14 protein-coding genes are annotated in these 25,750 nt (G+C 61.8%); 1 reads left to right on the top strand and 13 read right to left on the bottom strand.

The genetic code is table 11. The features are described from left to right. Nucleotides 1-62: 62 nt before the first annotated feature. The 11 genes from AWR36_RS10015 to AWR36_RS10065 form a co-directional block, all read right to left on the bottom strand. Nucleotides 63-1,433: an HD-GYP domain-containing protein gene (locus tag AWR36_RS10015; protein WP_067084359.1), complete on the bottom strand. Its 1,371-nt coding sequence runs from the start codon at nt 1,431-1,433 to the stop codon at nt 63-65. A gap of 191 nt (nt 1,434-1,624) precedes the next feature. Further along, nucleotides 1,625-2,704: a uroporphyrinogen decarboxylase gene (gene hemE, locus AWR36_RS10020; protein WP_067084362.1), complete on the bottom strand. Its 1,080-nt coding sequence runs from the start codon at nt 2,702-2,704 to the stop codon at nt 1,625-1,627. 272 nt (nt 2,705-2,976) lie between these two features. Continuing rightward, nucleotides 2,977-4,395 (bottom strand): FAD-dependent oxidoreductase, encoded by a 1,419-nt coding sequence (locus AWR36_RS10025; RefSeq protein ID WP_067084364.1) that lies wholly within the window; start codon nt 4,393-4,395, stop codon nt 2,977-2,979. A gap of 12 nt (nt 4,396-4,407) precedes the next feature. Next, nucleotides 4,408-8,856, bottom strand: a complete 4,449-nt coding sequence (gene gltB, locus AWR36_RS10030) for a glutamate synthase large subunit (protein ID WP_067084367.1) — start codon at nt 8,854-8,856, stop codon at nt 4,408-4,410. 380 nt (nt 8,857-9,236) lie between these two features. Next, nucleotides 9,237-10,328, bottom strand: a complete 1,092-nt coding sequence (gene aroB, locus AWR36_RS10035) for a 3-dehydroquinate synthase (RefSeq protein WP_067084369.1) — start codon at nt 10,326-10,328, stop codon at nt 9,237-9,239. Nucleotides 10,329-10,407: 79 nt separating this feature from the next. Beyond that, the gene (gene aroK / locus AWR36_RS10040; protein ID WP_197409264.1) at nt 10,408-10,932 is read right to left on the bottom strand and encodes a shikimate kinase AroK; all 525 of its coding nucleotides are present in this window, start codon (nt 10,930-10,932) and stop codon (nt 10,408-10,410) included. Further along, the gene (gene pilQ, locus AWR36_RS10045) at nt 10,932-13,148 is read right to left on the bottom strand and encodes a type IV pilus secretin PilQ (RefSeq protein ID WP_067084371.1); all 2,217 of its coding nucleotides are present in this window, start codon (nt 13,146-13,148) and stop codon (nt 10,932-10,934) included. Before pilQ ends, aroK begins: the two co-directional genes overlap by 1 nt. Beyond that, nucleotides 13,148-13,678: a pilus assembly protein PilP gene (locus AWR36_RS10050; protein ID WP_067084373.1), complete on the bottom strand. Its 531-nt coding sequence runs from the start codon at nt 13,676-13,678 to the stop codon at nt 13,148-13,150. Before AWR36_RS10050 ends, pilQ begins: the two co-directional genes overlap by 1 nt. After that, nucleotides 13,675-14,295, bottom strand: a complete 621-nt coding sequence (locus AWR36_RS10055; RefSeq protein ID WP_067084375.1) for a type IV pilus inner membrane component PilO — start codon at nt 14,293-14,295, stop codon at nt 13,675-13,677. Before AWR36_RS10055 ends, AWR36_RS10050 begins: the two co-directional genes overlap by 4 nt. 12 nt (nt 14,296-14,307) lie before the next feature. After that, nucleotides 14,308-14,898, bottom strand: a complete 591-nt coding sequence (locus AWR36_RS10060) for a PilN domain-containing protein (protein WP_067084376.1) — start codon at nt 14,896-14,898, stop codon at nt 14,308-14,310. 2 nt (nt 14,899-14,900) lie between these two features. Further along, a complete protein-coding gene (locus AWR36_RS10065) occupies nt 14,901-15,977 on the bottom strand; it encodes a pilus assembly protein PilM (RefSeq protein WP_067084377.1) in 1,077 nt (358 codons plus the stop codon). A gap of 149 nt (nt 15,978-16,126) precedes the next feature. Between AWR36_RS10065 and AWR36_RS10070 the strand changes: the two genes are divergently transcribed. After that, nucleotides 16,127-18,787, top strand: a complete 2,661-nt coding sequence (locus AWR36_RS10070; protein ID WP_067084379.1) for a penicillin-binding protein 1A — start codon at nt 16,127-16,129, stop codon at nt 18,785-18,787. A gap of 91 nt (nt 18,788-18,878) precedes the next feature. On the opposite strand, the gene AWR36_RS10075 is transcribed toward AWR36_RS10070, so the two are convergent. Continuing rightward, nucleotides 18,879-19,361 carry a chemotaxis protein CheW gene (locus tag AWR36_RS10075; protein WP_067084381.1) on the bottom strand — a complete coding sequence of 161 codons (483 nt, stop codon included), beginning with the start codon at nt 19,359-19,361 and terminating at the stop codon, nt 18,879-18,881. A gap of 25 nt (nt 19,362-19,386) precedes the next feature. After that, nucleotides 19,387-25,638, bottom strand: a complete 6,252-nt coding sequence (locus tag AWR36_RS10080; RefSeq protein WP_067084383.1) for an Hpt domain-containing protein — start codon at nt 25,636-25,638, stop codon at nt 19,387-19,389. Between the last annotated feature and the right edge of the window lie 112 nt (nt 25,639-25,750).

Raw genomic sequence — 25,750 nt, forward strand, 5'->3', positions numbered from 1 at the left:
TGAGAGGAAGCGGAGAGGAAGCTGACAGCTGGTAAGGCGCGCGGATCAGGCCTGCCCGCTGACTAGCCGAATAAGCGGGAAAAGAAACTCGGTAGCCCGCTGCGGCTGAACAGGTAAGCATCGCGAACGGCCGCCACATCCACTTCCGGGAAGCGGCTTGGCTCCAGGTCCTTGACGATGGAAATCTTGTCACCGGGGGTCAACTTGCCGCGCTCCACAAGACGCTCCTTGCGGTCGTCGTCAGCGGCCAGGTCCAGCAGGCGCGGTTCAGGCAGTTGTTGCTTGTCCCGGTCCAGTACCACCATGACCTTTGGCTTCAACCGGCGGCGGTATGTCTGCTCCAGCACGACCGCCACCTCTCCGGTGGAGAGCTCCACCTGTGTCCCGGTCGGATAGAGGCCAATGGCCTGGATAAATTCCACCACCAGCTGCTCCTGGTAGCAGATACCCCGCAGGTCATAGAGCTCTGCCACAGCGCGGGAGGGCGCCACCGGGAAACGGGCTCCGCGGGGATTGGTAGCCTCGTCGTAAAAAGTGACGATACCGCACATGCGGGCCAGCACAGGGATCTTGTCGCCGCGCAATCCAGCCGGATAGCCGCTGCCATCGTGACGCTCGCGGTGACACTGGACGATCTTGACCACCTCGGGATCCAACTGCGGATCTCGGGACAACAGCTCCACGCTGTGGCCGACAAACTTGCGGTATTCCAGCTCCTGACGGGGGTTGCGCTCGACGGCCTGCAGCACCTCGTCGTCAAGGAGCAGTTTGCCCACGTCTTTGAGCAACGCGGCGAGCCCCAGCCGGATCAGGTCCTGACGGCGCAGGCCAATATGGCGACCGAAGAGCACGGCCCAGATGCCAGCGCGAATAGAATGACGGTAGGTGTGCTCGTCCTTTTCCTGAATCCGGGCGAGCCAGGCAGACGCGTCAGGGCTGCGCAGCATGCTGTCTACCAACTGCTCCATCGCGCCCTGTATTTTGCGCAGCGGCAGCGCGCGCTGCTCACCGATCAGGGACCCGACCGCGTCCAGGCCCTGTGCGATCTCCCGGTACAGTTTTTCGGCCTTGGCAGCTTCTTTGCGGGCGGGCACCGGTTGCGGGTAGGCGTCGCGCTGCACCTGGACCGGGCGGCAGGGAATCAGTGCCGGTGTGGCCGGACCGCGGGAGGATCGCACTCCCCTGGGCTTCTCCGCGGTCGCGGCGGCAGATTGACTGATGCGTCGCAGTTTGACGCCCACATCGCCCACGGTCTTGACCACGTCCACGTAGACATAGCGACAGTATTTCTGCAGCTGGCGGATCTCTTCGAGGTCGCGGATGTAGAAGCCCTGCAGGGCAAACGGGGTACGCGTCCACGGGCGATCGAGGCGCGACACAAACATGCCGCGCTGCAGATCTTCTACATAAACTTTCGCTTGTTCAATCGCCACGGAGGGAAATGCTTTTTTGTTGGTTATTTATTCGTCGATATCCGCCACGGGCTGGGACACGAGGCGCAACACGCATTTATACCACGACTGCGTCAGTATGGAATCAGAGTCTAACGCCCAGCGCACACCGTAAGTGTGACACCCATCACACTTTTGGTGTTATTTTCACTCCCCTTCAAGCAGACAAGCCGTCAGACGTGGTATTTCGGAGACAGCTCGTGCACCGCGTCGATCATGGCCCGTGCATGTTCGGGATCCACCTTCGGCGTGATGCCATGCCCCAGGTTGAACACGTGACCGTCCCCGCGACCAAAGCTGGCCAGGACAGAAGCCACCTCCTCGCGGATACGCTCTGGACTGGCATAGAGTACAGCCGGATCCAGATTGCCCTGCAGCGCCACCCGGTCGCCCACACGGGCGCGGGCGGTGCCGATATCGGTGGTCCAGTCGAGACCCAGCGCAGAGGCACCAGTCTCCGCCATCGCCTCCAGCCACTGACCGCCGCCCTTGGTGAAGAGAATGGCCGGTACCGGCCGGCCGTCGGCCTCCTTGATCAGGCCACCGACGATACGCTCCATATACTGGAGGGAAAATTCCCGGTAGGCCCCGTGGCTGAGCGCGCCACCCCAGGTATCAAAAATCTGAACCGCCTGGGCGCCGGCACGGATCTGGGCATTCAGGTAGTCCGTCACCGAATCAGCCAGCACGGACAGCAGCTGGTGCATCAGTTCCGGTCGACTGTAGAGCATCTCCTTGCAACGGGCGAAATCCCGGCTCGAACCGCCTTCGACCATGTAGGTAGCGAGCGTCCAGGGGCTACCTGAAAAGCCAATAAGCGGTACCCGCCCATTCAAGGCACGGCGGATCGTGCTCACCGCATTCATCACGTAATCCAGATCGGACTCGCTCTTTACCACCTCGAGCCCGCAAATATCCGCCTCGGTACGCACCGGCTTGCGGAATTTGGGTCCTTCGCCTTCCTCGAAATAGAGCCCCAGTCCCATGGCATCGGGGATGGTCAGAATATCCGAGAACAGGATGGCGGCGTCCAGGTCGTAGCGCTCGAGCGGCTGCAGGGTTACCTCGCAGGCCAGCTCGGTATTCCGGCACAGATCCATAAAGCTTCCCGCCTGAGCACGGGTGGCCCGGTATTCCGGCAGGTAGCGCCCCGCCTGGCGCATCATCCACACAGGGGTGCGGTCAACGGGCTGGCGCAGCAGGGCGCGCAGGAAACGGTCGTTCTTCAGTTCAGAGGGCTTGGCGTCGGACATGGTTACCACGGGCTGGCTAAAAAGGCGGCTATTGTAGCGGGGTGCTGCGGGGGAAAACAGGACTGGACGCGAGATGGCACAAACGATCAGGTTTGGCCTGCCCTCCCCTCGTCAGTCGACCGTCCGGAGTCGACAGAATCGCGAGCGATCAGCCCGCCCCTCTCTCCCCGCAGGGCTTTGACGACCCGGATTTATGGTGAGCCGTCTGCGGGTCTCGCGCACCAAAAAAAGGGGGCACTGCCCCCCCCTTCGACTATTGGCTCACCGGCAGGTCAGACATCCAGGTAGTCGAGGATACCCTCCGCAGCCTGGCGACCTTCCCAGATGGCGGTTACCACCAGGTCGGAACCGCGCACCATATCGCCACCGGCAAAGACCTTCTCGTTGCTGGTCTGGAACTTGTAGCGTTGCTCTTCCGGCGCGACCACGCCACCCCAGTCGGCGACTTCGATATTCTGCTCACCGAACCAGTCGGCCGGGTTCGGACGGAAGCCAAAAGCCACCAATACCACATCGGCGGGAATAATCTCTTCGGAGCCTGCCACTACCTGCGGGCGACGACGGCCGTTTTCGTCCGGCTCACCCAGCTCGGTGGTGACCACTTTGACGCCGGTCACCTGCCCCTCGCCAACAATCTCTACCGGCTGACGATTGAAGAGGAAGCGGACTCCCTCTTCCTTGGCATTGGCCACCTCGCGGCGGGAACCGGGCATATTTTCTTCATCGCGGCGGTAGGCGCAGGTCACGCTGCGGGCGCCCTGGCGGATGGAGGTGCGGTTGCAGTCCATGGCGGTATCACCACCACCGAGAACCACCACGCGCTGGCCCTCGACGGAGATGAACTCTTCCGGGTGTTTCTCCCAGCCCATGTTGCGGTTCACATTGGCGATCAGGAACGGCAGTGCGTCATGGACTCCGGGCAGATCCTCCCCGGGGAAGCCGCCTTTCATGTAGCTGTAGGTACCCATGCCCATGAACACGGCATCGTAATCCCGCAGCAACTCATCGATACTGATGTCCCGGCCCACCTCGGTGTTGAGGCAGAACTCGATACCCATGTCAGTAAAGATCTCGCGACGCTGCTGCATCACGCGCTTTTCCAGCTTGAACTCGGGAATGCCGAAAGTCAGCAGGCCACCGATCTCGGGGTTCTTGTCGAAAACCACCGGCTGCACACCGTTGCGCACCAGTACATCGGCACAGCCGAGGCCCGCCGGACCGGCACCAATCACGGCGACGCGCTTGTCCGTCTTCTTCACATGGCTCAGGTCCGGGCGCCAGCCCAGCGCGAATGCGGTATCGGTGATGTATTTCTCGGCACTGCCGATGGTCACCGCACCGAAGCCATCGTTCAGGGTGCAGGCACCCTCGCACAGGCGGTCCTGCGGACAGACGCGGCCACACACCTCGGGCAGCGTATTGGTCTCATGGCAGAGCTCGGCCGCTTCCATGATGTTGCCGTCGGCGATCAGGCGCAGCCAGTTGGGAATGTAGTTGTGTACCGGGCATTTCCACTCGCAGTAGGGATTGCCACAGTCCAGGCAGCGGTGCGCCTGGCTGGCAACCTGGCGCTTCCCGAACGGGTTGTAGATCTCTACGAACTCGTTGGTGCGTGTGATGATGTCCTTTTTGGCGGGATCGATCCGGCCCACATCGACAAACTGGAAGTCATTGTTCAGTCGCTGAGTCATTGTCGTTACCCCTTACTCACCACGCTTGCGCACATCGGATAGCAGGCCGGCGAGACTCGCCGCCTTGGGTTTTACCAGCCAGAAGCGGCTCAGGTAATCGTCGAAGTTGTCCAGCAGCTCCGCGCCCCATTCGCTGCCGGTTTCGGCGACGTACTCCTCGATCACCTCGCGCAGGTGGCTCTGGTTAGGTTCGAGGGTCTCGCTGCTGATGCGCCGCAATTCAATCAACTCGTGATTGCACTTGTCGAAGAAATCCCGCTCCAGGTCCAGCACATAGGCAAAACCGCCGGTCATACCGGCACCGAAGTTGAAGCCGGTCTTTCCGAGCACCGCCACCATACCGCCGGTCATGTATTCACAGCAGTGGTCGCCTGCGCCCTCAACCACAGCGAAGGCACCGGAGTTGCGCACGGCGAAACGCTCGCCGGCGCGCCCGGCGGCGAATAGCTTGCCGCCGGTGGCACCGTACAGGCAGGTATTGCCGACGATACTGGTGTCCTGGGAGGCAAAGCTGCTTCCCGCAGGGGGACGAATCACCAGCTTGCCGCCGGCCATGCCCTTGCCGACGTAGTCGTTGGCATCGCCGTCCAGATACATCTCCAGGCCACCGGCATTCCACACGCCGAATGACTGCCCGGCAACACCGGTCAGACGTATTTTCAGCGGAGCGTCCACCATCCCCTGGTTACCGTGACGCCGGGCGATTTCACCGGACAGGCGGGCGCCGATGGAGCGATCACAGTTGGTAACGGTGTACTCATACTCGCCGCCGGACAGGCTCTCGATGGCCGGCAGCATATCCGCCACCATCCGCTCCGCCAGCTCACCCTTGTCCCAGGGCGTGTTTTGCGGCTGCTGACAGGTCTGCGGCTTTTCAGACAGCAGTGCGTCGGTATGCAGCAGCGGCGACAGATCGAGCTTGTTCTGCTTGTCGGTCTGGCCCTCGAGCACCTGCAACAGGTCCACGCGCCCCACCAGTTCCTCCAGCGAGCGCACGCCCAGGCGCGCCATCCACTCGCGGGTTTCCTCAGCCACGAAGCGGAAGAAGTTCATCGCCATTTCCGCGGTGCCGATGTAGTGATCGTCGCGCAGATCTTGGTTCTGGGTGGCGACACCGGTGGCGCAGTTGTTGAGGTGGCAGATACGCAAGTACTTACACCCCAGCGCCACCATGGGCGCCGTGCCAAAGCCGAAGCTCTCGGCGCCGAGGATGGCTGCCTTGACGACGTCGAGGCCGGACTTGAGTCCACCGTCAGTCTGCACGCGGACCTTGTCGCGCAGGTCGTTGGCGCGCAGGGTCTGGTGGGTTTCCGCCAGACCCAACTCCCAGGGAGAGCCGGCATAGCGGATCGAGGTGATCGGGCTCGCAGCGGTACCGCCGTCATAACCGGAGATAGTGATCAGGTCGGCATAGGCCTTGGCGACACCGGCGGCGATAGTGCCCACGCCCGGCCGCGAAACCAGTTTCACGGAAACCAGCGCATCCGGATTGACCTGCTTCAGGTCGAAGATCAGCTGGGCCAGGTCTTCGATGGAGTAGATATCGTGGTGCGGCGGTGGCGAAATGAGGGTCACCCCCGGTACCGAGTAGCGCAGCCGCGCGATCAGCTCGTTGACCTTGCCACCGGGCAACTGGCCGCCCTCACCCGGCTTCGCCCCCTGGGCGACCTTGATCTGCAATACCTCGGCATTCACCAGGTAGTGCGGGGTAACTCCGAAGCGACCGGAGGCCACCTGCTTGATCTTGGAAACCTTGTCGGTACCGAAGCGCGCCGGGTCCTCGCCACCCTCACCGCTGTTAGAGCGGCCGCCCAGGCGGTTCATGGCCTGGGCCAGGGACTCGTGGGCCTCCGGAGACAGGGCACCGAGAGACATCGCCGCCGAATCGAAACGGCGCAGGATATTCTCTGCCGGCTCCACCTGGTCAATGGCAATGGATTCCAGGTTGTCCCGGAATCCGAGCAGGTCACGCAGGGTCGCCACCGGGCGCTGGTTGACCAGCTCGGCGTAATCCCGCCAGATAGCGTAATCACCGGTGCGAACCGCCTGCTGCAGGGTCATGACTACGTCCGGGTTGAACGCATGGTATTCCTGACCGTGGACGTATTTGTGCAGGCCGCCCGGCGATACCGGCTTGCGCGCTTTCCAGGCGCTCTCTGCACGCTTGGCCGTATCCACCTGCAGGTCAGCAAATCCAGCGCCCTCGATTCGCGTCGGCGCTCCCGGGAAGCACAAGTCCACGACGTCACGGGACAGGCCCACCAGTTCGAACAGCAGTGCGCCGCGGTAGGACGCCACCGTGGAAATCCCCATCTTGGAGAGGATTTTCAGCAGGCCCTTGATGATGCCGTTGCGATAATTCTTCTGTGCTTCCGCCGCATCCAGCAACAGCTCACCGGTCTCGATCAGGTGGTTGATGATGCTGTAAGAGAAGTAGGGGTGTACCGCCGTCGCGCCCACGCCAACCAGGCAGGCAAGCTGGTGCGCATCCCGGGCACTCGCAGTATCGACGATCACATTGGAGTCACAGCGCAGGCCGGCGTGCACCAGGTGATGATGTACCGCGCCGGTAGCCAGCAGCGCATCGATCGGCAGCCTGTCCGGCTGGATGTCGCGGTCCGACAACACCACCAGTACCGTGCCGGCACGCACCGATGCTTCCACATCGGCGCAAAGCTGGCGAATGGCCGCCTCCAGGTCGTGCTGGGCGGGATCGAAATTGAGGTCGAAAATCTTCGCTTCGAAGCCGGGGCGATCCAGCTCCAGCAAGGCCGTGTACTTCATGTGGGACAGTACCGGCGAGGACAGGATCACCCGATCCGCGTGCTCCGGCGTTTCCTCGAAAACGGATTTTTCCCGGCCCACGCAGGTTTCCAGGGACATGACCACCGTTTCCCGCAGCGGGTCGATGGGGGGATTGGTCACCTGGGCGAACTGCTGGCGGAAATAGTCGTAAATCGTGCGGTTGTGACGGGACAGCACCGCCATCGGCGTATCGTCCCCCATGGAACCGACCGCTTCCTGGCCAGCCTCGGCCATCGGTCGCACCACGGAATCCCGCTCCTCCAGCGAGGAACTGAACAGTTTCTGGTAAACCTTGAACTGCTCATAGGAGAAATTATTGTCCACCGGAGCCGTCACCAGGGTGGAGCGGATGCGGCGGGCCTTGTCCTTCAGCCAGCGCTTGTAGGGCTGGCGGGCCTTCAACATGTTGTCGATATCGGCGGTGTGGTACAGCTTGCCCTCTTGGGTATCCACCGACAGCATCTGGCCCGGGCCGAGGCGGCCCTTTGCCACCACGTCTTCGGGTTTGTAGTCGTAGACACCGATTTCGGACGCGACGGTGATGATGTCGTCCTTGGTGATCACCCAGCGGGACGGGCGCAGGCCGTTGCGATCCAGGGTGCAGACGGCGTAGCGGCCGTCCGTCATCACCAGGCCTGCCGGGCCGTCCCACGGCTCCATATGCATGGAGATGTATTCGTAGAAACCGCGCAGGTCGGGATCCATGCTCTCTACGTTTTGCCAGGCCGGCGGCACCAGCATGCGCACCGCACGGTGCAGCTCCATACCTCCGGCAATCAGCATCTCCAGCATGTTGTCGAGGCTGGAGGAATCCGAGCCCTCACGGTTGACCAGTGGCGCCAGCTCCGCCAGTTCCGGCAGCAGGGGGCTGGAAAACTTCGGTGTGCGAGCCACGGACCAGTTGCGGTTACCGGTAATGGTGTTGATCTCGCCGTTGTGGGCGAGCAGGCGGAATGGTTGCGCCAGCGGCCAGCGCGGCATGGTATTGGTGGAGAATCGCTGGTGGAAAACGCAGATCGCAGTTTCCAGGCGCGGGTCCGCCAGCTCCGGAAAGAATTTCGCCAGGTCGGCGGGCATCATCAGGCCTTTGTAGGAAACGACCTGGGCGGAAAGGCTGGCAATGTACACACCCGCCGCCAGCTGCTGCTCCGCTTTGCGTCGCGCGACGTACAGGCGCGCATTGAACTTGGCTTCGCCGAGGGGCTGCTCGGCATCATTGATCAGCAGATGCTCAAAGCGCGGCAGGGATTCCCGGGCGATCGGACCGAGGCATTCCGGGTTGGTCGGCACGGTGCGCCAACCGGCAACACGCAGTCCCTGGGCCTCAAGCTCGCGGGCAAGGATATCTCGCCCGGCCTGGGCCTCTTGGTCGTCGAGGGGCAGCATGATGACGCCGACGGCGTATTGGTCGGTCAGTTCAGCGCCGCACTGCTCGCGGGCCTCGGCGCGCAGGAATGCATCCGGCTTCTGCAGCAACAGGCCACAGCCATCGCCGGTTTTACCATCGGCGGCGATACCGCCGCGGTGGGTCATACAGGTGAGCGACTCGATCGCCGTCTCCACCAGCTTGTGGCTCACCTGACCTTTCAGGTGTGCGATCAGGCCAAAACCACAGTTGTCCTTGAACTCATCCAACCGATACAGACCGCTACCCATAAAATTCCTCATCGTTGTAATGCCGGGCCCCGGCGAAGAGAGAGAAAGGAGAGGTGCGAGAGCCAGCCCGGGGCTGACAAGGTTATGCGATGCCGCCTACCGCAAGATCCGCAACAATCCCCAATTTCTGATTCGCGGGGCCGGTCGCGTTTGCCACGACCCTGCCTCACTGACAAAAAAAGCCCGCAAAGGGGCTTTTTTATTCTGGCTTCTATTCCCCGGTTTTCTCCGAGGGGCGCGCAATATTACTGGCGTCGATCTGGAATTGCAAGAATAGACAGTCTATTCTTCTGGATGGCATGCAAAAAACCGATTTATCTTCTTTTTGCGACCGCTTTTGTCAAATAGTCCTCAGCGACTGGATAAAAGCAAGCATGCGGTCATACCGCGCCGCAGCGGAGCAGGGCCTCCGAGATCAGGTCCCGACTGCAGTCCGAGACAATTGCTGCCTCACCCAGCTCCCGCAGCAGAATCAACCGCAATCTGCCGTCGATGACCTTCTTGTCCACCGCCATGGCATCCAGGAATTCATCCACGGTCATCGCCTCCGGAGCGCTGACAGGCAGTTCAGCGGCAGCCAGCAGCTGGCGGATGCGATCCACCAGTGCCACGGGAATATCCCCGCGCAGCCGCGAAAGCTCCGCTGCCATGACCATGCCGGCGGCCACCGCCTCCCCGTGTAACCACTGACCGTAACCCTGCACAGCCTCAATGGCATGGCCGAAGGTATGGCCGAAGTTAAGAATCGCCCTGCGCCCCGACTCACGCTCATCCGCGGCAACCACCTCGGCCTTGTCCCGACAGGAGCGCTCCACCGCAAAGGCCAGCGCTTCAGGATCCCGCGCCATCAAACGTCCCATGTTGGCTTCGAGCCAGCCGAAGAATTCGCTGTCGCAGATCAGGCCGTACTTGATCACCTCGGCAACACCGGCACTGAACTCCCGAGGTGGCAGTGTTGACAGGCTGTCCATATCGGCGAGCACCAGTCGCGGCTGATAGAAGGCCCCGATCATGTTCTTGCCCAGGGGGTGGTTCACCCCGGTTTTGCCGCCGACAGAGGAGTCCACCTGAGACAGCAGGGTGGTCGGCACCTGAATAAAATCGACACCCCGTTGGTAACTGGCAGCGGCAAAACCTGTCATGTCCCCCACAACCCCGCCGCCGAGCGCAATCAGTGTCGTGCTGCGATTATGGCGCCGCTCCAGCAGGGCATCGAAAATCCGATTGAGCGTATCCAGGTTCTTGAAGGCCTCGCCATCCGGCAACTCCAGGTGGTCCACCCGTTCCAGCTCACAACCCGCCAGCCCGGCCAGCAGCTTCTGCAGATACAGCGGTGCGACCGTCTCATTACTGACCACCATCACCTGTCGGCCACGGATATAGGGCGCCAGATTGCTGGCATCAGCGAGAAGGTGCTGACCGATCAGGATTGGATAGCTGCGCTCTCCCAGTTCGACCGTGAGGCGATTCATGAGACTCTCCATCTAATAGCTTTGGATAGGTGCGACCCTGGAGGTATCGCGAGGCAGGCTGGAGCCCTGCCGGGTGGGATCAATCCGTAGAACTGGCTTCCGAAAGCCTCTCTGCCACCCGTATCGCCGCCTGTTTGGGCGTGCAATAGTCGGTTTCGCAGACGAGATCAGCCACCTCGCGGTAGAGGGGGTCGCGCTCCTCCACCAGCTCGATAATCCGGGCCCGGGGGTCCGCGACCTGCAGCAGGGGGCGGTTGCTGTTCTTGGATGTCCGTTCCATCAACTGGTCGATACTGGCCTGCAGGTATACGACCAGGCCATGCTTGCGCAGAAGACGACGGTTTTCCTCCCGCAGCACAATACCGCCGCCGGTGGCTATGACCTGCACTGGCCCCTCGCACAGCTGGCGTAACGTGTCGCTTTCACGGCGCCTGAAGCCGGCCTCCCCCTCGACATCGAAAATCCAGGGGATATCGGCACCGGTCTTCTCTTCGAGCACCTTGTCGGAATCGGCAAAAGGCAGCCGCAATTGGGCTGCCAGTAACTTGCCGATAGTGGACTTGCCGGCCCCCATGGGGCCGACCAGAAAGATAGAACGACTGATCACTTGCTGTAGATGTAATCGTCTTCCATGATCCGCGGGGTGATGAAGATCAGCAGTTCACGGCGATCGTCACTGCGCACCGTCTGCTTGAAGAGGTTACCCAGGTAGGGGATATCACCCAGCAGCGGCACCTTGGTCTCCCCCTCGATGGCCTGACTCTCGAAGATACCGCCGAGCACGATGGTTTCACCATTGCTCACCAGCACTTTGGTCTGCAGAGAGTTGATATTGATCGAGGGAATCTGAGAGCCGGTCACCAGGTCGGTGAACAGCTCGCCCACGCTGTCCTGGTTGATATCCAGGTCCATGATGATGTTGTTATCCGGGGTGATCTGCGGCGTTACGTTCAGCTGCAATACCGCCTCGCGGAAGGTCACCGACGCAGCACCGGAGGAAGTCGCCTCAAGGTAGGGGATTTCCACACCGGATTCGATGTTGGCTTCCTGCTTGTCACCGGTCACAACTTTCGGCTGCGACACGATCTCCGCCTTGCCCACATCTTCCAGCGCGGAGAGCTCGAGGCCGAGGAAGAAATCTTCCTTCAGGATTGCGTAGGCAATGTTACCCGCCGGGTTGGCGACTCCCAGGTCCACCAGCATCGGGTCAAAGATGGCCTGCGGGGCATCCACACTTGGAATGGCGCCGTCACCCTCGCGGAAATCTGCCGCCTGTCGACCACCACCAATGCCGATGGCATCATCATCAATGTTGTGGTCTTCGCTGTAGTCCCAGCGCACACCCAGCTCACGCAGGAAGTCGGTATTCGCATTGACGATACGGGCCTCGATCATCACCTGGCGTACCGGGATATCAATGGCGGCGATCAGGTCACGGAACTGGGCGATCTTCTCTTCAGTGTCGGTGAGGATGATGGTGTTGGTGCGCTCGTCAACGATCGCACTGCCACGGCGGGACAGGATGCTGCGCTGTTCGCTGTCATCTTCACGGCCGCCGGCAAAATTGCCCTGGTTGAAGCCGCCACCGCCGCCACCCTGCTGGCCGGAGAAGAGGCTGAACAGCTCGCGGGCATCTGCATAACGTACCTGGATATACTCGGTGCGCAGCGGTGCCAGCTCTTCCAGCTGCCTGCGGGCCTCCAGCTCCTGCCGCTCGCGCTCGGCGATCTCGGCCGCCGGCGCCACCATAATCACGTTACCGTCCTGGCGCTTGTCCAGGCCCTTGGCCTTGAGGATCAGTTCCAGCGCCTGGTCCCAAGGTACACCGTCGAGACGCAGGGTGATGCGGCCGGTGACAGTGTCACTGGCGACCAGGTTGAGGTCGGTGAAGTCTGCGATCAGCTGCAGTACGGAGCGCACTTCGATGTCCTGGAAGTTCAGGGACAGCTTCTCGCCGGAGAACTGGAACTCCTGGCGCTTCTCCCGCACCTCGGCCACGGTCAGCGGCTTTACACTCAGTACATACTGATTATCCGCCTGGTAAGCCAGGTAGTCGTAGTCGCCGGTGGCCGGATCCACCGAAATCACGGTGTTGCGGCCATCGTAGTCCACGGTGATGGACTTCACCGGGGTGGCGAAGTCGGTGACATCCAGACGCTGACGCAGGGACTCCGGCAGGTCGGCGCCGAGGAAGGTGAGAAGAATGCGGCCCTTGGTGCGCTCCACATCGATATTCACTGCGGGGTCACTCAGGCTCACGATGACCTTACCCTCGCCGGCTTCACCGCGACGGAAGTCGATGTTGCTGATGGCCACGTTATCGGCAGCCTGGAAGCGGCTCTGACCACCCAGGCTCAGATTCTCGCTGGGCTGCTGCACTGGTGCGGGTGCCGCGGCAACGGAAGCGGTCGTAGCAGAATCGGCACCTATCTCCATCACCACCTGGTTGCCCTGGCGCTCACTGGTGTACACCGGCAGCTGGTCCAGATTGACGATCAGGCGGGTGCGGTCCTCGGAGGAAACCACCACGGCACTGCGGGCACCGCCAATGCCCAGGGAATATTTTTTCTGCGGCAGCACACTCTCGACGCCGGCGAAGTCCATGACGATGCGTGCGGGCTGTTCAATGGTGTAACCGGTGGGCTCCGGAGGCACATCGCTGAAGCTCAGCCGCAACTGGACGCGGTTTCCCGGCAGTTCGGAGAACTGTATATCGTTGAGCTGATTGGCCTGTGCCAGGGATACCGCGGGCATCAATGCCAGAGCCAGCAACAACGCCTTTGCGGCGGCCATTACTTTGGCGAGTTGCTTGTTCATCATTATTGGTTGTCCTTCTCTTCCAAAGTCAGCGCCCGTGGCCGCTCGATCCAGCCACCGGTGCCATCCGGTACAATTTCCAGTACATCAACCTGTGCAGCAGAGGCACTCACCACGCGACCGTGGTTCTTGCCCAGATAGTTGCCGACGGTAATCCGGTGAATCCCCCCCTCACCGTCGTCAACCAGCGCCCAAATCTGGCCGCTCCGTGACAGCGTGCCCACCATGGACAGCGCATCAAAATTAAATCGCTCCAGCAGCTCCTTGCGGCGATCGCTATCCGGTGCCACGTCCAGCCGCCGACCCACGATTCGCTGCTCTGAGTCCAGTACCGGACGCGTGAACGGACTGCGCTCTGCAGCCGCGCTGTAGACATAGGGACTGTAGGGCGTAAAGGTCGGGATCGGCTCGATCTGGCCTTTCGGCTTGGCTTTGACCGCAGCCATTTTCTGGCGCAAATCACTGTGGCTCGAATCCAGGCTGCAACCGGCCACGGCTACAGCGGTTAGCGCGAGAGCAAACAGTCTGATCATCCCTCTTCCCCCTGCTCTTTATAGCGGTAGGTCTTGGCATTGATGACCATATTGAGCAGCGCACCGCCGTCTTTGCTGGTATCGATATTAAAATCGTGCAAGGTCACGATACGGGGCATGCCGGCAATACCGCTGACGAAAGCCCCGAATTCGTGGTAGCCGCCCTGAACCTCGATACGGATCGGAAGCTCCACATAGAACTCACCGACCTGCTCCTCTTCCAGGGCGATCTTCTGAATCGTCAGGCCGCTGCCGCGACCATATTCGTCGATATCCTCCAGCAGGCCCGGCACCTCGGTGTCTTTCGGCAACTGCTTCAGCAGCGTCCCGAAAGTCTCCTCCATCTCGGCCAGCTGCTGGCGATAGGCGTCGAGGTTGGCCGCCTCAAAGGATTTCTTCTCGAACTTTGTGAAAAGCTCCCTCTCCTTGTTCGCCGCAAACTCCAGTTGCTGGTAGCGGTCGCCGATCAGAAAGTAATAACCGCCGCCAACCAGTGCCAGCGCAATGATTATCAGCAATGCAATACGCCCGGCCAGTGGCCAGACACCCACGCGTGAAAAGTCGATATCGTTGATATCGAGCTGATTCAGCTGTTTGAGCGTATCCTCCAACGCCATGGCTTGGACCCTTTAATTAGCGGTTGTCGCTAGTTCTTGTTGTTCTTCGTCTTCTTGTTTCTTGCGCCCGCTTACCGTCACGGTCATCTGGAAGGCGCTGGCCTGCTCGCCGAACTCTGGCTTGGCGGTAACACCGGTCAGGTTGGGAGACTCGTACCACTCGCTCTGATCCAGATTGCGCATAAATGACGAAACGCGGTTATTGGACTCGGCCACGCCGGTAATCTCTACCGTTTTGCCGCCACGCTTCAGGCCGGTGAGCCAGAGGCCCTCCGGGGCTGCACGGACCATTTCATCGAAATAGCGCACTGACAGTGGCCGGTTACCCTGCAGCTCCTGAATCACCCGCATCCGATCGATGAGCTCCTGACGGCGCTTTTTCAGATCCTTGATCTCGCGGACCTGCTTTTCCAGGGCGGTAATCTCGGTCTGCAGTAATCGGTTGCGCTCGTTCTGGTTGCCGATCTGGCCGTCGACCATTTTCATCCACAGGAAAACGGCGACGCCTGCGGCGATCACCACCAGCGCTGCGACCTGCTGGAACTCTTTCTGCTTCTGAGCGCGAAATTCCTGGCGCCAAGGCAATAGGTTAATCTTGGCCATACTCAGTACTCCTTCTCGCGCATGGCAAGGCCCGCGGCAATCATCAGCGAGGGCGCCTCATTGGCCAGCGCCTGGCGATTGACCCGGGAAGCCACGGTCATGTCCTGGAAGGGGTTGGCCACCAGGGTCGGCTTACCCAGCTTCTCGCCCACCAAATCCGCAAGCCCGTCCATCGCCGCAACACCACCACCCAGCAGGATGTAGTCCACGTCGCTGTAGGAAGTTGAGGAGTAGAAGAACTGCAGGGAGCGGGTTACTTGCTGCACCACCGCATCGCGGAACGGTTCCAGCACCTCGGGGTAGTAGTCGTCGGGCAGGCCGCTGCCGCCCTGGCGCTTGGCCAGCCCGGCCTCCTCGGCAGAGAGACCGTAACGGCGCTGGATTTCATCGGTCAGCTGGCGACCGCCGAACAGCTGCTCGCGGGTGTAGACCGTCTTGCCGTCCACCAGCACTGAGAGCGCTGTCATGGTGGCGCCGATATCAATCACGGCCACGACCAGCTGCTCCTGGGGCGGAAACTGGCGCTCCATCAGGGTGTAGGACCGCTCGATGGCATAGGCCTCGACGTCCACCACCGCAGCCTGCAGCTCGGCCTCAGCCAGCGCCGAGACCCGCTGCTCGATGTTCTCGCTGCGACAGGCAGCCAGCAGCACTTCGACCTGCCCCTCGCCCTTGTCGGACGGGCCCTGCACCTCGAAATCCAGGTTGACCTCGTCCAGGGGGTAGGGAATGTACTGGTCGGCTTCCAGGGCGATTTGCGCCTCGAGGGCATCCTCGTTCAGGTCCGACGCCATTTCCAGGGTCTTGGTAATCACCGCCGAACCGGAAACCGCCACTGCAGCCTGGCGCAGGCGGGTCTTGGACCGACGCACCACCTTGCGAATGGCTTCCGCGGTCGCACCCACGTCATTGATGTTCTTGTCGACCACCGCATTGGGGGGCAAAGGCTCTACGGCATAACATTCGACCCGGTATTTGTCACCGTTGCGACTTAGCTCCAGTAACTTGACCGCTGTAGAGCTAATATCTAGCCCCAGCATGGCCTTCGGGCCCTTGTTGAGAAAAGGGAGCATCCCCATTTTTCTTATCTTTTCCGTGGGTTATGAAGATTTGATGTTATAGCACTTTAAATTACAGCTGCAACCGGCAATTGCATAGGTATCAGCGCACAATATTCGTATAATTATTCACCCGATCTGATTCAGACGTAAACCAGAAGCACCCTTAAATGTCCGAAAAAGCCCGCAACCGCCTGTTTTCGTTGGTTTGGCTCGCCCTGGCGGGGGCCGCCGGCGCAGCCATGGCCTTTGCCAGCATCTACCTGTACCTCAAGCCAGGCCTGCCCTCCGTGGAGACTCTGCGAGATATTCGCCTGCAGACGCCACTGCGGGTCTACTCCCAGGATCTCAAGCTAATCGGCGAGTTCGGCGAGAAGCGCCGCAACCCCATTGGCATCGAGCAGACGCCGGAAATGTTCGTCAAGGCGATTCTCGCCGCGGAAGATGACGGATTTTACTCCCACAAGGGCGTCTCGATTAAGGGCCTGATGCGGGCGGCATCCCAACTGGTGCAGACCGGCTCGATCCAGTCCGGTGGCAGCACCCTGACGATGCAGGTGGCACGGAACTTCTTCCTGAGCCGCGAACAGCGCTTCGTGCGCAAGTTCAACGAGATCCTGCTGTCCCTGGAAATCGAGCGGGAACTCAGCAAAGACGAGATTCTCGAGCTCTACATCAATAAAATCTTTCTCGGCAACCGCGCCTACGGCTTCCAGGCCGCAGCCCAGGTGTATTACGGCCGGGATATCGCCGAGCTCAACCTGGCCCAGTGGGCGATGATGGCGGGCCTGCCAAAAGCGCCCTCCACCTACAACCCCCTGGCTAACCCGTCCCGGGCCCTGGTGCGGCGCAACTGGATTCTCCGCCGCATGCTGGATCTCGGCTATATCGACCAGGCGGACTACAAGAACTCCATCACCGCACCGGTCACCGCCCGCCCGCACCCGCGGGACCTGGACATGGACGCGCCCTATATCGCCGAGATGGCCCGCAAGGAGGCCGTCGAGCTTTTCGGTGACAGCGCCTATACCGATGGCTACCAGGTCATCACCACTGTCGACAGCCGCCTGCAGCAGGCTGCGCAGGAAGCTCTGCAGCGGGGCCTGGAGACTTATGACGGTCGCCACGGTTACCGCGGACCGGAACAGCGGCTGGACCCGGAACTGCTGCAGGACAGCGACCAGCTGGTCGACCTGCTGAACGAGATCCCGGTCCTCGGCGGTCTCGAGCCCGCCGTCGTTACCGCAGTGGAACCCAAGAAGTTGCAGGTGCAGCTGGGAGATCGCCGCGTAGTCGAGGTCCCCTGGGAAAACGGCCTCGACACCATCCGGCCGTTTTTGTCGGAGAACTCCCGCGGCCCGCGCCTCAAATCCGCTGATGAGATGTTTGCACCGGGTGACGTCATCCGCCTGCGCCGCGTAGAAGTAGACCCCCAGGACGAGAATCTGGTCGCTGAAGCCTCCAGCGAGGAGGCCGAGCCTCCCCGGGGCGCCGACCCGTTTGCCGACCCCGGCGAACCCGCTGCGCCGCTGGATGAGCCACAGGTGCGCGAGGAATGGCACCTGGCACAGGTGCCGGCGGCACAGGGCACGCTGGTGTCACTGGCCCCGGAGGACGGCGCTATCCGCGCCCTGGTGGGTGGCTACGACTTCCGTCAGAGTCACTTCAACCGTGCCACGCAGGCGGCGCGGCAGCCCGGCTCCAACTTCAAGCCGTTTATCTACGCCGCAGCAATAGAACGCGGCTACACTGCCGCCAGTATGATGAATGACGCGCCAATCATCTTTGAGGAAACCAACCTCCAGGATGTGTGGCGCCCGGAAAACTCCTCCGGCACCTTCCTCGGCCCGACCCGACTGCGCAAAGCCCTGTATATGTCGCGCAACCTGGTTTCCATTCGCCTGCTGCAGGCTCTGGGTATCGATTATGCGCTCGACTTTACCGAGCGCTTCGGGTTCGAGCGCAGCAAGCTCGCCCGCAACCTGACCATTGCCCTGGGTAGCTCTGCGCTGACACCGGTAGAAGTCGCTCGCGGATACGCTGCGTTTGCCAACGGTGGCTACCGGGTCGAGCCCTACCTGGTGGATCGGGTGCTGGACGTGAACGGCGATGCGGTCTACCAGGCCCTGCCGCTGACGGTCTGCCGCGACTGCCCGGAACCGGGCGCCGAAGAGCTACAGCGGGAGCCGCTGGATCTTGAGGAAGTGCAGATGGAGGCGGCCGCCATCGAACCGACCGACGAGCCCGTCGATCTCCGCACCCTGCATGTGAGCCCGGTCTACAGCGAGTCCGGTGAGCAGGCCCGCCCGCGCGCCCCGCGAATCATGTCCCCGGAGACGGCGTTCATCATGGACTCGATGCTGAAGGACGTGATCAAGAAGGGCACCGGCCGCAAGGCGCTGGCCATGAAGCGCGGTGACATCGCCGGCAAGACCGGTACCACCAACGGACCGCGCGATGCCTGGTTCTCCGGTTACAGCCCTCACCTCGCCACCAGCACCTGGGTCGGCTTCGATTCCAATGACGAGCTGGGCAAAAACGAGTACGGTGGCTCCGCAGCCCTGCCAATCTGGATCGACTTCATGACGACAGCCCTGGAGGGTCAGCCCGAGCGCCACCTGCCACAGCCTGACGATATCGTCACCGTGCGTATCAACCCCAACACCGGCCGGCGCACCTCCGGCGGCGGCATGTTTGAGGTCTTCCGTGCCGACCGGGTTCCCGGCAGGGAGAGCTACCGCTCCATTGCCCCTGTCTACTCCAATGACCGTGATCCGGACAACGCACAACCTGAGCGGGAGCGCGAGTCCCTGCCGGAAGAGCTCTTCTGAGGGCCGCAGCGCAACAACACCGCAACAAAAAACGGGGCCTGATGGCCCCGTTTTGCTTTCCCCTGACAATCTCAGGCGATCGGCGTAGCGTCTAGCGAGCGCTGCGGTACTTGAGACAGGCGGCCTCGAGGGCCTCGAGGTCGGGGATCACGGCCTCTTCTCCGGAAAGTGCCACATGCATCAGCTCACCACTGCTGCAGTCTTTATCCCTCCCCGCCAAATCTTCCTGGGTCACACGGACAAGCCGCGGCGTACCCTGAAGCATCAGGGCCAGAAAAGGCAGGTCCCCGTCCGGGTTGCCGGTATTCAGTACGGCGATGCGCCCAGTGCTACTGGCCATCGCCAGAGAGCCGCCACGCAGGACCTCGAATGACACCAGCGGTAATCGCTGTTCACGCCAGTTCAACTCACCCAGATACCAATCCGGGGCATCATAGGCAGAAACCGGCGTCTGCACCGCAATGACTTCCGACAATGTATCCACGGGGACCAGCAGCTGCCCGTCCGCCAGGGGCAGGAACAGGCTGCTCACCTCTCTCGGCACATCCACCGGCAGCGCTTGTACTCCACTCATTGCCACACACTCTCTTTTTTCACGGTTAGTGCTCCGCCAGCTCCGGCAGGTGCTCGCGAATCGCTGCGAGGAGCACCTCCTCCTGATAGGGCTTGCCGAGATACTGGTTAACCCCCAGTGACAGGGCGTGATCCCGGTGTTTTTTACCCGTCCTCGAGGTAATCATCACGATCGGGATATCCCGCAGGGTACTGCTGGAGCGGATATGCCGCGCCACCTCGAAACCATCCATGCGCGGCATCTCGATATCCAGCAGGATCAGGTCTGGCTTCATGTCCTGCAGCTGGATCACCGCATCCTGACCGTCCTTCGCCGTGACGGCGATATAACCCTCACGCTCAAGGAAGCGTGTGGTTACCTTGCGCACCGTCACCGAGTCATCCACAACCATTACGGTCTGCTGGCGCTCTTCCGCCGGCTGCGCCTGGGGAGCCGGTTGCTGCGGCTCCAGTGTCAGCGCCGCCGTTTCCGGCCGCGCTAGCTGCGCAGCCTGGCGACGCAGCAGTGCGTGGGCGTCGAGAATGACCACCACGGTACCGTCACCAGTCACTGTCGCACCGGAAACACCCTGAACCGCGGCAAACTGCGGACCCAGGCTCTTCACCACAATCTCGCGGCTGCCCATGATGGCGTCCACCTGCAGGGCCATGGCATGGCCCTCGGAACGCACCAGCAGCACTGGCAGCTGCATGTCCTCGACACTGAGCTTCGGTTGCGCTTCAGACTGCAGCAGTGTGCCGAAGTAGTTCACCTGGTAAGGCTCTCCCGCATACTCGAATCTCGCTTCAGCGGAGCGGTAGTAATGCTCGAGCTCAAACGGACTGAGCCGGACGATACCCTCGATGGTATTGAGCGGCAGCGCGAACAGATCCTCACCGATGCGCACCATCAGGGCCCGGTTGACCGATACGGTGAACGGCAGGCGCACCACGAACTCGGTACCGGTCCCCGACTGGGAATTGATATGCACGGCACCGCCGATCTGCTTGATCTCGGCGCTGACCACATCGAGACCCACGCCGCGGCCGGAAATTTGGGTCACCTTTTCCGCGGTACTGAAACCGGCCTGCAGGATGAACTGCAGAATTTCATTGTTCGACAGCTCGGCGTCCGGCCGCATCAGGCCGCTCTCCACGGCCCGCTGACGCACCTTCATCAGGTTGATACCGGCACCATCATCGCTGATGGTCAACACCACCTCACTACCCTCGCGCTCGAGCGCGACGGTGATACGGCCCTTTTCAGGCTTGCCCGCGGCAACCCGCTCGGCCGGGGTTTCGATACCGTGGTCCACTGCGTTGCGGAGCATGTGCTCCAGCGGTGCCACCATCCGCTCGAGCATCGAGCGGTCGAGTTCACCCTCGACATTGGAGAAGACCAGCTCGACCTGCTTGCCGACCTCGGCGCTCACCTGGCGGACGATACGGCGCAGGCGCGGCACCAGCCGCGAGAAGGGCACCATGCGGCTGCGCATGAGACCTTCCTGCAGCTCGGTGTTGACCCGGGATTGCTGCAGCAACAGGGTTTCCGTGTCGCGGGTCTTATTGCCCAGGGTCGAACGCAGTTCCAGCAAGTCCGAGGTGGACTCCATCAACGAGCGGGACAACTGCTGGATGGACGAATAGCGGTCCATTTCCAGCGGGTCAAAGTCATCATCCTTTTCCGCCAACTGTTCCTGGCGGAAGAGAATCTGGGCTTCGGTTTCCAGGTCCAGACGGCGCAACTGTTCGTTCAGTCGCTGCAGCGTCATGTCCATCTCGTCCAGCGCCAGGCCAAAATCGCTCACCTGTTCTTCGAGGCGGCCCCGTGAAATCGAGGTCTCACCCGCCAGGTTGACCAGCTCTTCAAGCAGCTCCGCGGCCACCCGCACCATCTCCTGCGGCTGGCCCCGACTCGGGCTGCTGCTCTCCTGGGGCTTGATGCCACCATCCTTACGGACGAACGGCAGCACGTTGCCGCTGCGCTTCGCCAGGATCAATTCCTGGATAGCACCATCATCCGCGCGGTCAACGGGCGTCTCCGGCGCAGCAGTATCATCACTGCCACGCGGCGGCTCAGCGGTTTCCCGCACTGGTTTCTGCGAGTCTGCTTCAGGCAGCTCTGGCTCTGGATCACGGGCTTCAATGCCGTAGTCGACAGGGTTGGCGTCCTCGGCCAGCTTGTCATCGGCCCAGTGAGTGGAGAGCAGCAGCCCAAAGGCCTCCTGCTCGTTTCCTGCCATCCAGGCACGAACCGTCTCTACACCCCCGGCGAGGCGATCGTAAATCGCATGGGCATCGGCAAAAAATTCCGCGGAGGGCTCGGCCGTGCCCTGCATGCCCTCGATCACCGTCTCAAAGCGATGCGCAACCTCGCCCAGCCCCATCAGGCCCGCCATACGGGCGCCACCCTTGAAGGTATGCAGGACACGCTTCAGTGCTTCCGCCTGACTGGTATCGGAGGGGTCCTGTTCCCAGGCCTGAATCAATTCCTCAAGTTCATCGATGAGGTCACCTGCCTCCTCCATGAACACCTCGACCACGTCCGGGTCGATGTCAGACAGCAGCGCCTCAATGTCAGGCCCGACCATTACCGGGTCTTCCCCCGAGCCCTCTGATGTCTCTGCAGCTGCTGAGTCACCGGCGCTGGCCGCCGTTGGTTGCGGCGCTCTTACCGGCTCACCAAACTGGTTTTCATCACCATCGGCAGCAATCGATTCCGCGTCCGGCGTGAGGGGCGAGCCGTTATCTGTCTGCTCCACGACCTCTTCGGCCAACAGGAGATCATCGAAGTTCAGATCATCAAACTGGCTGTCCCTGTCACCAGCCTCTGGTTCTGCCGTGAGCGATTCCCCGTCGGCATCCAGCAGGACTGCGTCCGCACGCTGGTGATCGGCACTATCCGTACCCGCCTCACCATCAAGGGTCAGGCCTTCCAGCAGCTCCCGGTCGCGGGTGTCGGAAACCGGAGTGGTCGTCTCGGCCTCCACCGCCCAGCGCCCAGCGTCATCGGTAGTGGGCAGATCGGCACTGTCGATCCCCAGCTCCGCCCAGTCGTAATCGTCATCGCTGACAGCGGTGCTCTCATCCTGAACCAGGTAGCGCAGCGCCTCTTCGACCGCCTCGCTGACCTCCGGCAGATCCTGTGCGGCGGCGACCGCGTCCACCAGATCCAGCAGCTCGTTGTGACCCTGTTCAAGTGAAGCCCAGAGCGCGGGCTCCGCTTCCAGCCGCCCTTCAATCACCTTGCGGTACACGGCAAGCAGTAATTGTGACAGGTCGGCAAGCGTCGGCAGCTGTGCGCGACTGGCCGCCTCCTGCAACACCTGCAGCTCTTCGGCCATCGGCTCCAGCAGCGCGGTGTCATCGGGGTTGGAACGCCACTGATTCAGCATCTGATCCGCATCCAACAGTACTTTCATACCGTCAGCCATGATCACTGCCAGCAGCTGCGGATCCACGGCCCGGGGCTCGTTGGCCTCCCGCTCCCGGATCAGGTGTCCGACCGCGCGCTCCTGCAATTCAGCCACCCGGGCCAGGAACTGCTCGCACTTCTCGATTTCCAGTGCCTCGCCCGCGCGAATCTGACCCAGCGCGGTGCGCACATACTCTGCACCGTCGCTGATCAGCTCGAAGATATCCTCATCGATGGGCACCTGATAGGTACGCAATTCTTTGGCAAAACGTTCCAGAGGCGCTATCAGCTGGGCGACCGGCGTCACCTCCGCCATATGGGCGGAACCCTTGAGCGTGTGCAGCGCCCGGTGCAGCGGATCGGAGGGCACCCCATAGACGGGGGCACACTCGCGCATTTCATCGAGGAACTCGGCCACGACCGCGAGGTGTGTCTCTGCCTCCTGGGCGAAGATTTCCCAGAGCTGGTCGATCTCTTCCGCCGCGTCCTGATCTGCAGCCTGGGGCTCCGGCACGTCAGCACTGGAGGCTTCGAGCTCGGATGGTATTTCCCCGCGGGAGAGCTGTTGTGCCCAGGACTCCAGCTGCGCGGTGCGCGCCGGATCCGGATCCGCTTGACGCTGACGAAACGCGTCGACCATGGAGGGCAGCTTCTGCCGCACCTGTTCTACAAGCTCAGCGTGGGCGCGCTGCGGTTTGACACTCTCGTCAATGACCCGGTTGAGCATGTTTTCAACTGCCCAGGCCAGCTCGCCTATATCCGCTGCCTCGACCATGCGGCCGGAGCCTTTCAGCGTATGGAAACCGCGACGGAATTCCACCAGGGCTTCTTCATCACCGAAATTGGCCGCCCAGCGCGGGAAGTACTCGGCGATGGTGTCGAGCACCTCCCCGGCTTCCTCGAGGAAAATCTCGATGATCTCGTCATCGATCAGGCTTTCGTCATCGTCTTCTTCCGCCCCGCTGGATTGCGCCTCCGCGGGAGCTTCGGGACTCGCTGGCTCTCCATCGGCACTGGAATCCGTTGCGGCAGCGGCTGATTGTGCAATATCGGACGACCCCGACTCATCGGAGGCAGCAAACCAGCTGGATTCCTCTCCAGTGTTCGCGCCTTCCGTATCGGCGCTTTCCAGTTCCATGTCAAAACCGGCAAGCGCATCATCTTCCTCTGACTGCTCCGGTGACGACTCGAAGGCCCCTTCGGTGCTCGTCAGCACCGGGTCCTCCACACCGGACACTGCAAAGCCCAATGCCGCCACACTGTCCTCGGCCAGGGCGAGCAGCATGTCTGCATCTTCGACGCCCTCAGCGCGGCGCTCGAGATAATACTCAACGCTGGTGATGGCATCGGCGAGGGTATCGAGCAGTTTCCAATCCGGCTGGGCACTGGCGCTGATCAGCTGCTCGCTGATATAGCGACGGCAGGCATTGACGATTTCTGCAGCGCGGCGGTAACCGACCATTTCCAGGCCACCGCACACTTCCTGCAGACGCTCCGGTACCTGACTCAGGTAACCCGAATCCCAGTGACTGGCAATATATTCGACGACGGATTCCTTGACATGCTCCAGGCCGGCGCGGGCCTCTCGCAAAACCGACTCGGTCGCATCACCCATCAGGGGCTGGCTGTTGTCGGTCCGGTTATTCCGGCTCATCGCAGACTGCAGGGCCGAGTCCAGCTGGACCAGCTCACCGGCCGCCAGCATAAGCAGGTCATCGGGCGCCTCACTGCGGGAGGCATCACGCAGGGCCTCGTAGACACTGCGCGCACGGGTGCGGTGATCTTCCAGCCCCAGCACACCCAGGGTGTCAGCAATCCTTTTCGCTACCGCGGCGGTCTCAGAGAGGGGCGCACGCTCACCACCCGCGAGTTCGGGTTCGAGGGCCTCGCGTAGTGTCCGCAACTCCTCCCGCAGGGCTGCTACCGCAGTCCCCAGGGCCTCGGGCCCCATCGCCAGTGCATCACCGGTATCCGGCCGCGGTGTTCCGGGCACCGCGCGATCGAGCGCGAAAGTGCGGTAAAGGGATTCGCGCTGCGTTCCATTCGGGCCGCTGAGATAGACATAGAAGAGCAGGTTGCGCACCAGGTCGCGATCGAGCTGGGCATCCAGTACCGCGGCACCGCGCCCCTGGAGGAGGCGGAACTCCACATCGATTCGACGCAGTAACTGACGCAAAGCCGGCATCACGCTCAGCTGGTGGGCGTCAACGGCGGCAAAGATACCCTGGAGAATCTGCCAGAGCGGCTGGCGAACACTACCGCTGTACAGCAGCGACATCTTCTCGCAGACTTTTTTCAGGTAGGCGATGTTTTCGCCACTGTTTACATCGCGAATCAATCCAGCTGCGGCCACGTGATACATTTTGCGCAGCTTGGAAACCAGCTCCTGTAGGCGCGCATTATCCGTTGTGATGGGCTGGCGCTTGCCCGTGGCGCGATCGAGAGGGGACAGGTCGGGCGCGAAGATTGCACCCTCGGTAATCAGGCGCTCGCGGCGCACGGCCCTCAGGTCATTCAGCAGCGGCAGCAGGAGCACCGGATTATCGCGGCGCTGGAAAGCGACCTTTTCCAGGTACAGCGGCAGTTCGAGCAGCGCCCGCATCAGGAATTCGCGGGTCTCCTCACTATTTTCCACCACACCGGAAGCGAGCGCCTGAACCAGCTGCTCCATCTCCTCGGCCAACATGGCCGCGCCGGTGAGCTCGGCCATGTGGAGGCTGCCGTGGACCTGGTGGATCAGCGCCAGACAACTCTGAAGCAAACTGGCGTCGCCATCCGCTTCTGCAGCGAAATGCTCGAGATGCTGGCGCGCCTGCGTCAACGACTCATTGATTTCACCGGCCAGCCAATCCAGGGCCTGAAAATTGGGATTGTCGTGACTCACGCCAAGTCCTCAGTAAATCTGTCTGTACGCGGGTTTCCGACACGGCCCGGCGAGAGGCGCAGGCCAGCGTCATGCGCTTGCCCGGATGTGCAGCGGTGAACCACACCGCGCT

The organism is Microbulbifer flavimaris (assembly GCF_001641755.2).
GTDB classification, from domain to species: Bacteria; Pseudomonadota; Gammaproteobacteria; order Pseudomonadales; family Cellvibrionaceae; genus Microbulbifer; species Microbulbifer flavimaris.

Bases quoted from the DNA above. Each gene is read 5' to 3' on its own strand.
- hemE (WP_067084362.1), bottom strand. From the start codon at position 2,704: ATGTCCGACGCCAAGCCCTCTGAACTGAAGAACGACCGTTTCCTGCGC.
- AWR36_RS10025 (WP_067084364.1), bottom strand. From the start codon at position 4,395: ATGACTCAGCGACTGAACAATGACTTCCAGTTTGTCGATGTGGGCCGG.
- gltB (WP_067084367.1), bottom strand. From the start codon at position 8,856: ATGGGTAGCGGTCTGTATCGGTTGGATGAGTTCAAGGACAACTGTGGT.
- aroB (WP_067084369.1), bottom strand. From the start codon at position 10,328: ATGAATCGCCTCACGGTCGAACTGGGAGAGCGCAGCTATCCAATCCTG.
- pilQ (WP_067084371.1), bottom strand. From the start codon at position 13,148: ATGATGAACAAGCAACTCGCCAAAGTAATGGCCGCCGCAAAGGCGTTG.
- AWR36_RS10050 (WP_067084373.1), bottom strand. From the start codon at position 13,678: ATGATCAGACTGTTTGCTCTCGCGCTAACCGCTGTAGCCGTGGCCGGT.
- AWR36_RS10055 (WP_067084375.1), bottom strand. From the start codon at position 14,295: ATGGCGTTGGAGGATACGCTCAAACAGCTGAATCAGCTCGATATCAAC.
- AWR36_RS10060 (WP_067084376.1), bottom strand. From the start codon at position 14,898: ATGGCCAAGATTAACCTATTGCCTTGGCGCCAGGAATTTCGCGCTCAG.
- AWR36_RS10065 (WP_067084377.1), bottom strand. From the start codon at position 15,977: ATGGGGATGCTCCCTTTTCTCAACAAGGGCCCGAAGGCCATGCTGGGG.
- AWR36_RS10070 (WP_067084379.1), top strand. From the start codon at position 16,127: ATGTCCGAAAAAGCCCGCAACCGCCTGTTTTCGTTGGTTTGGCTCGCC.
- AWR36_RS10075 (WP_067084381.1), bottom strand. From the start codon at position 19,361: ATGAGTGGAGTACAAGCGCTGCCGGTGGATGTGCCGAGAGAGGTGAGC.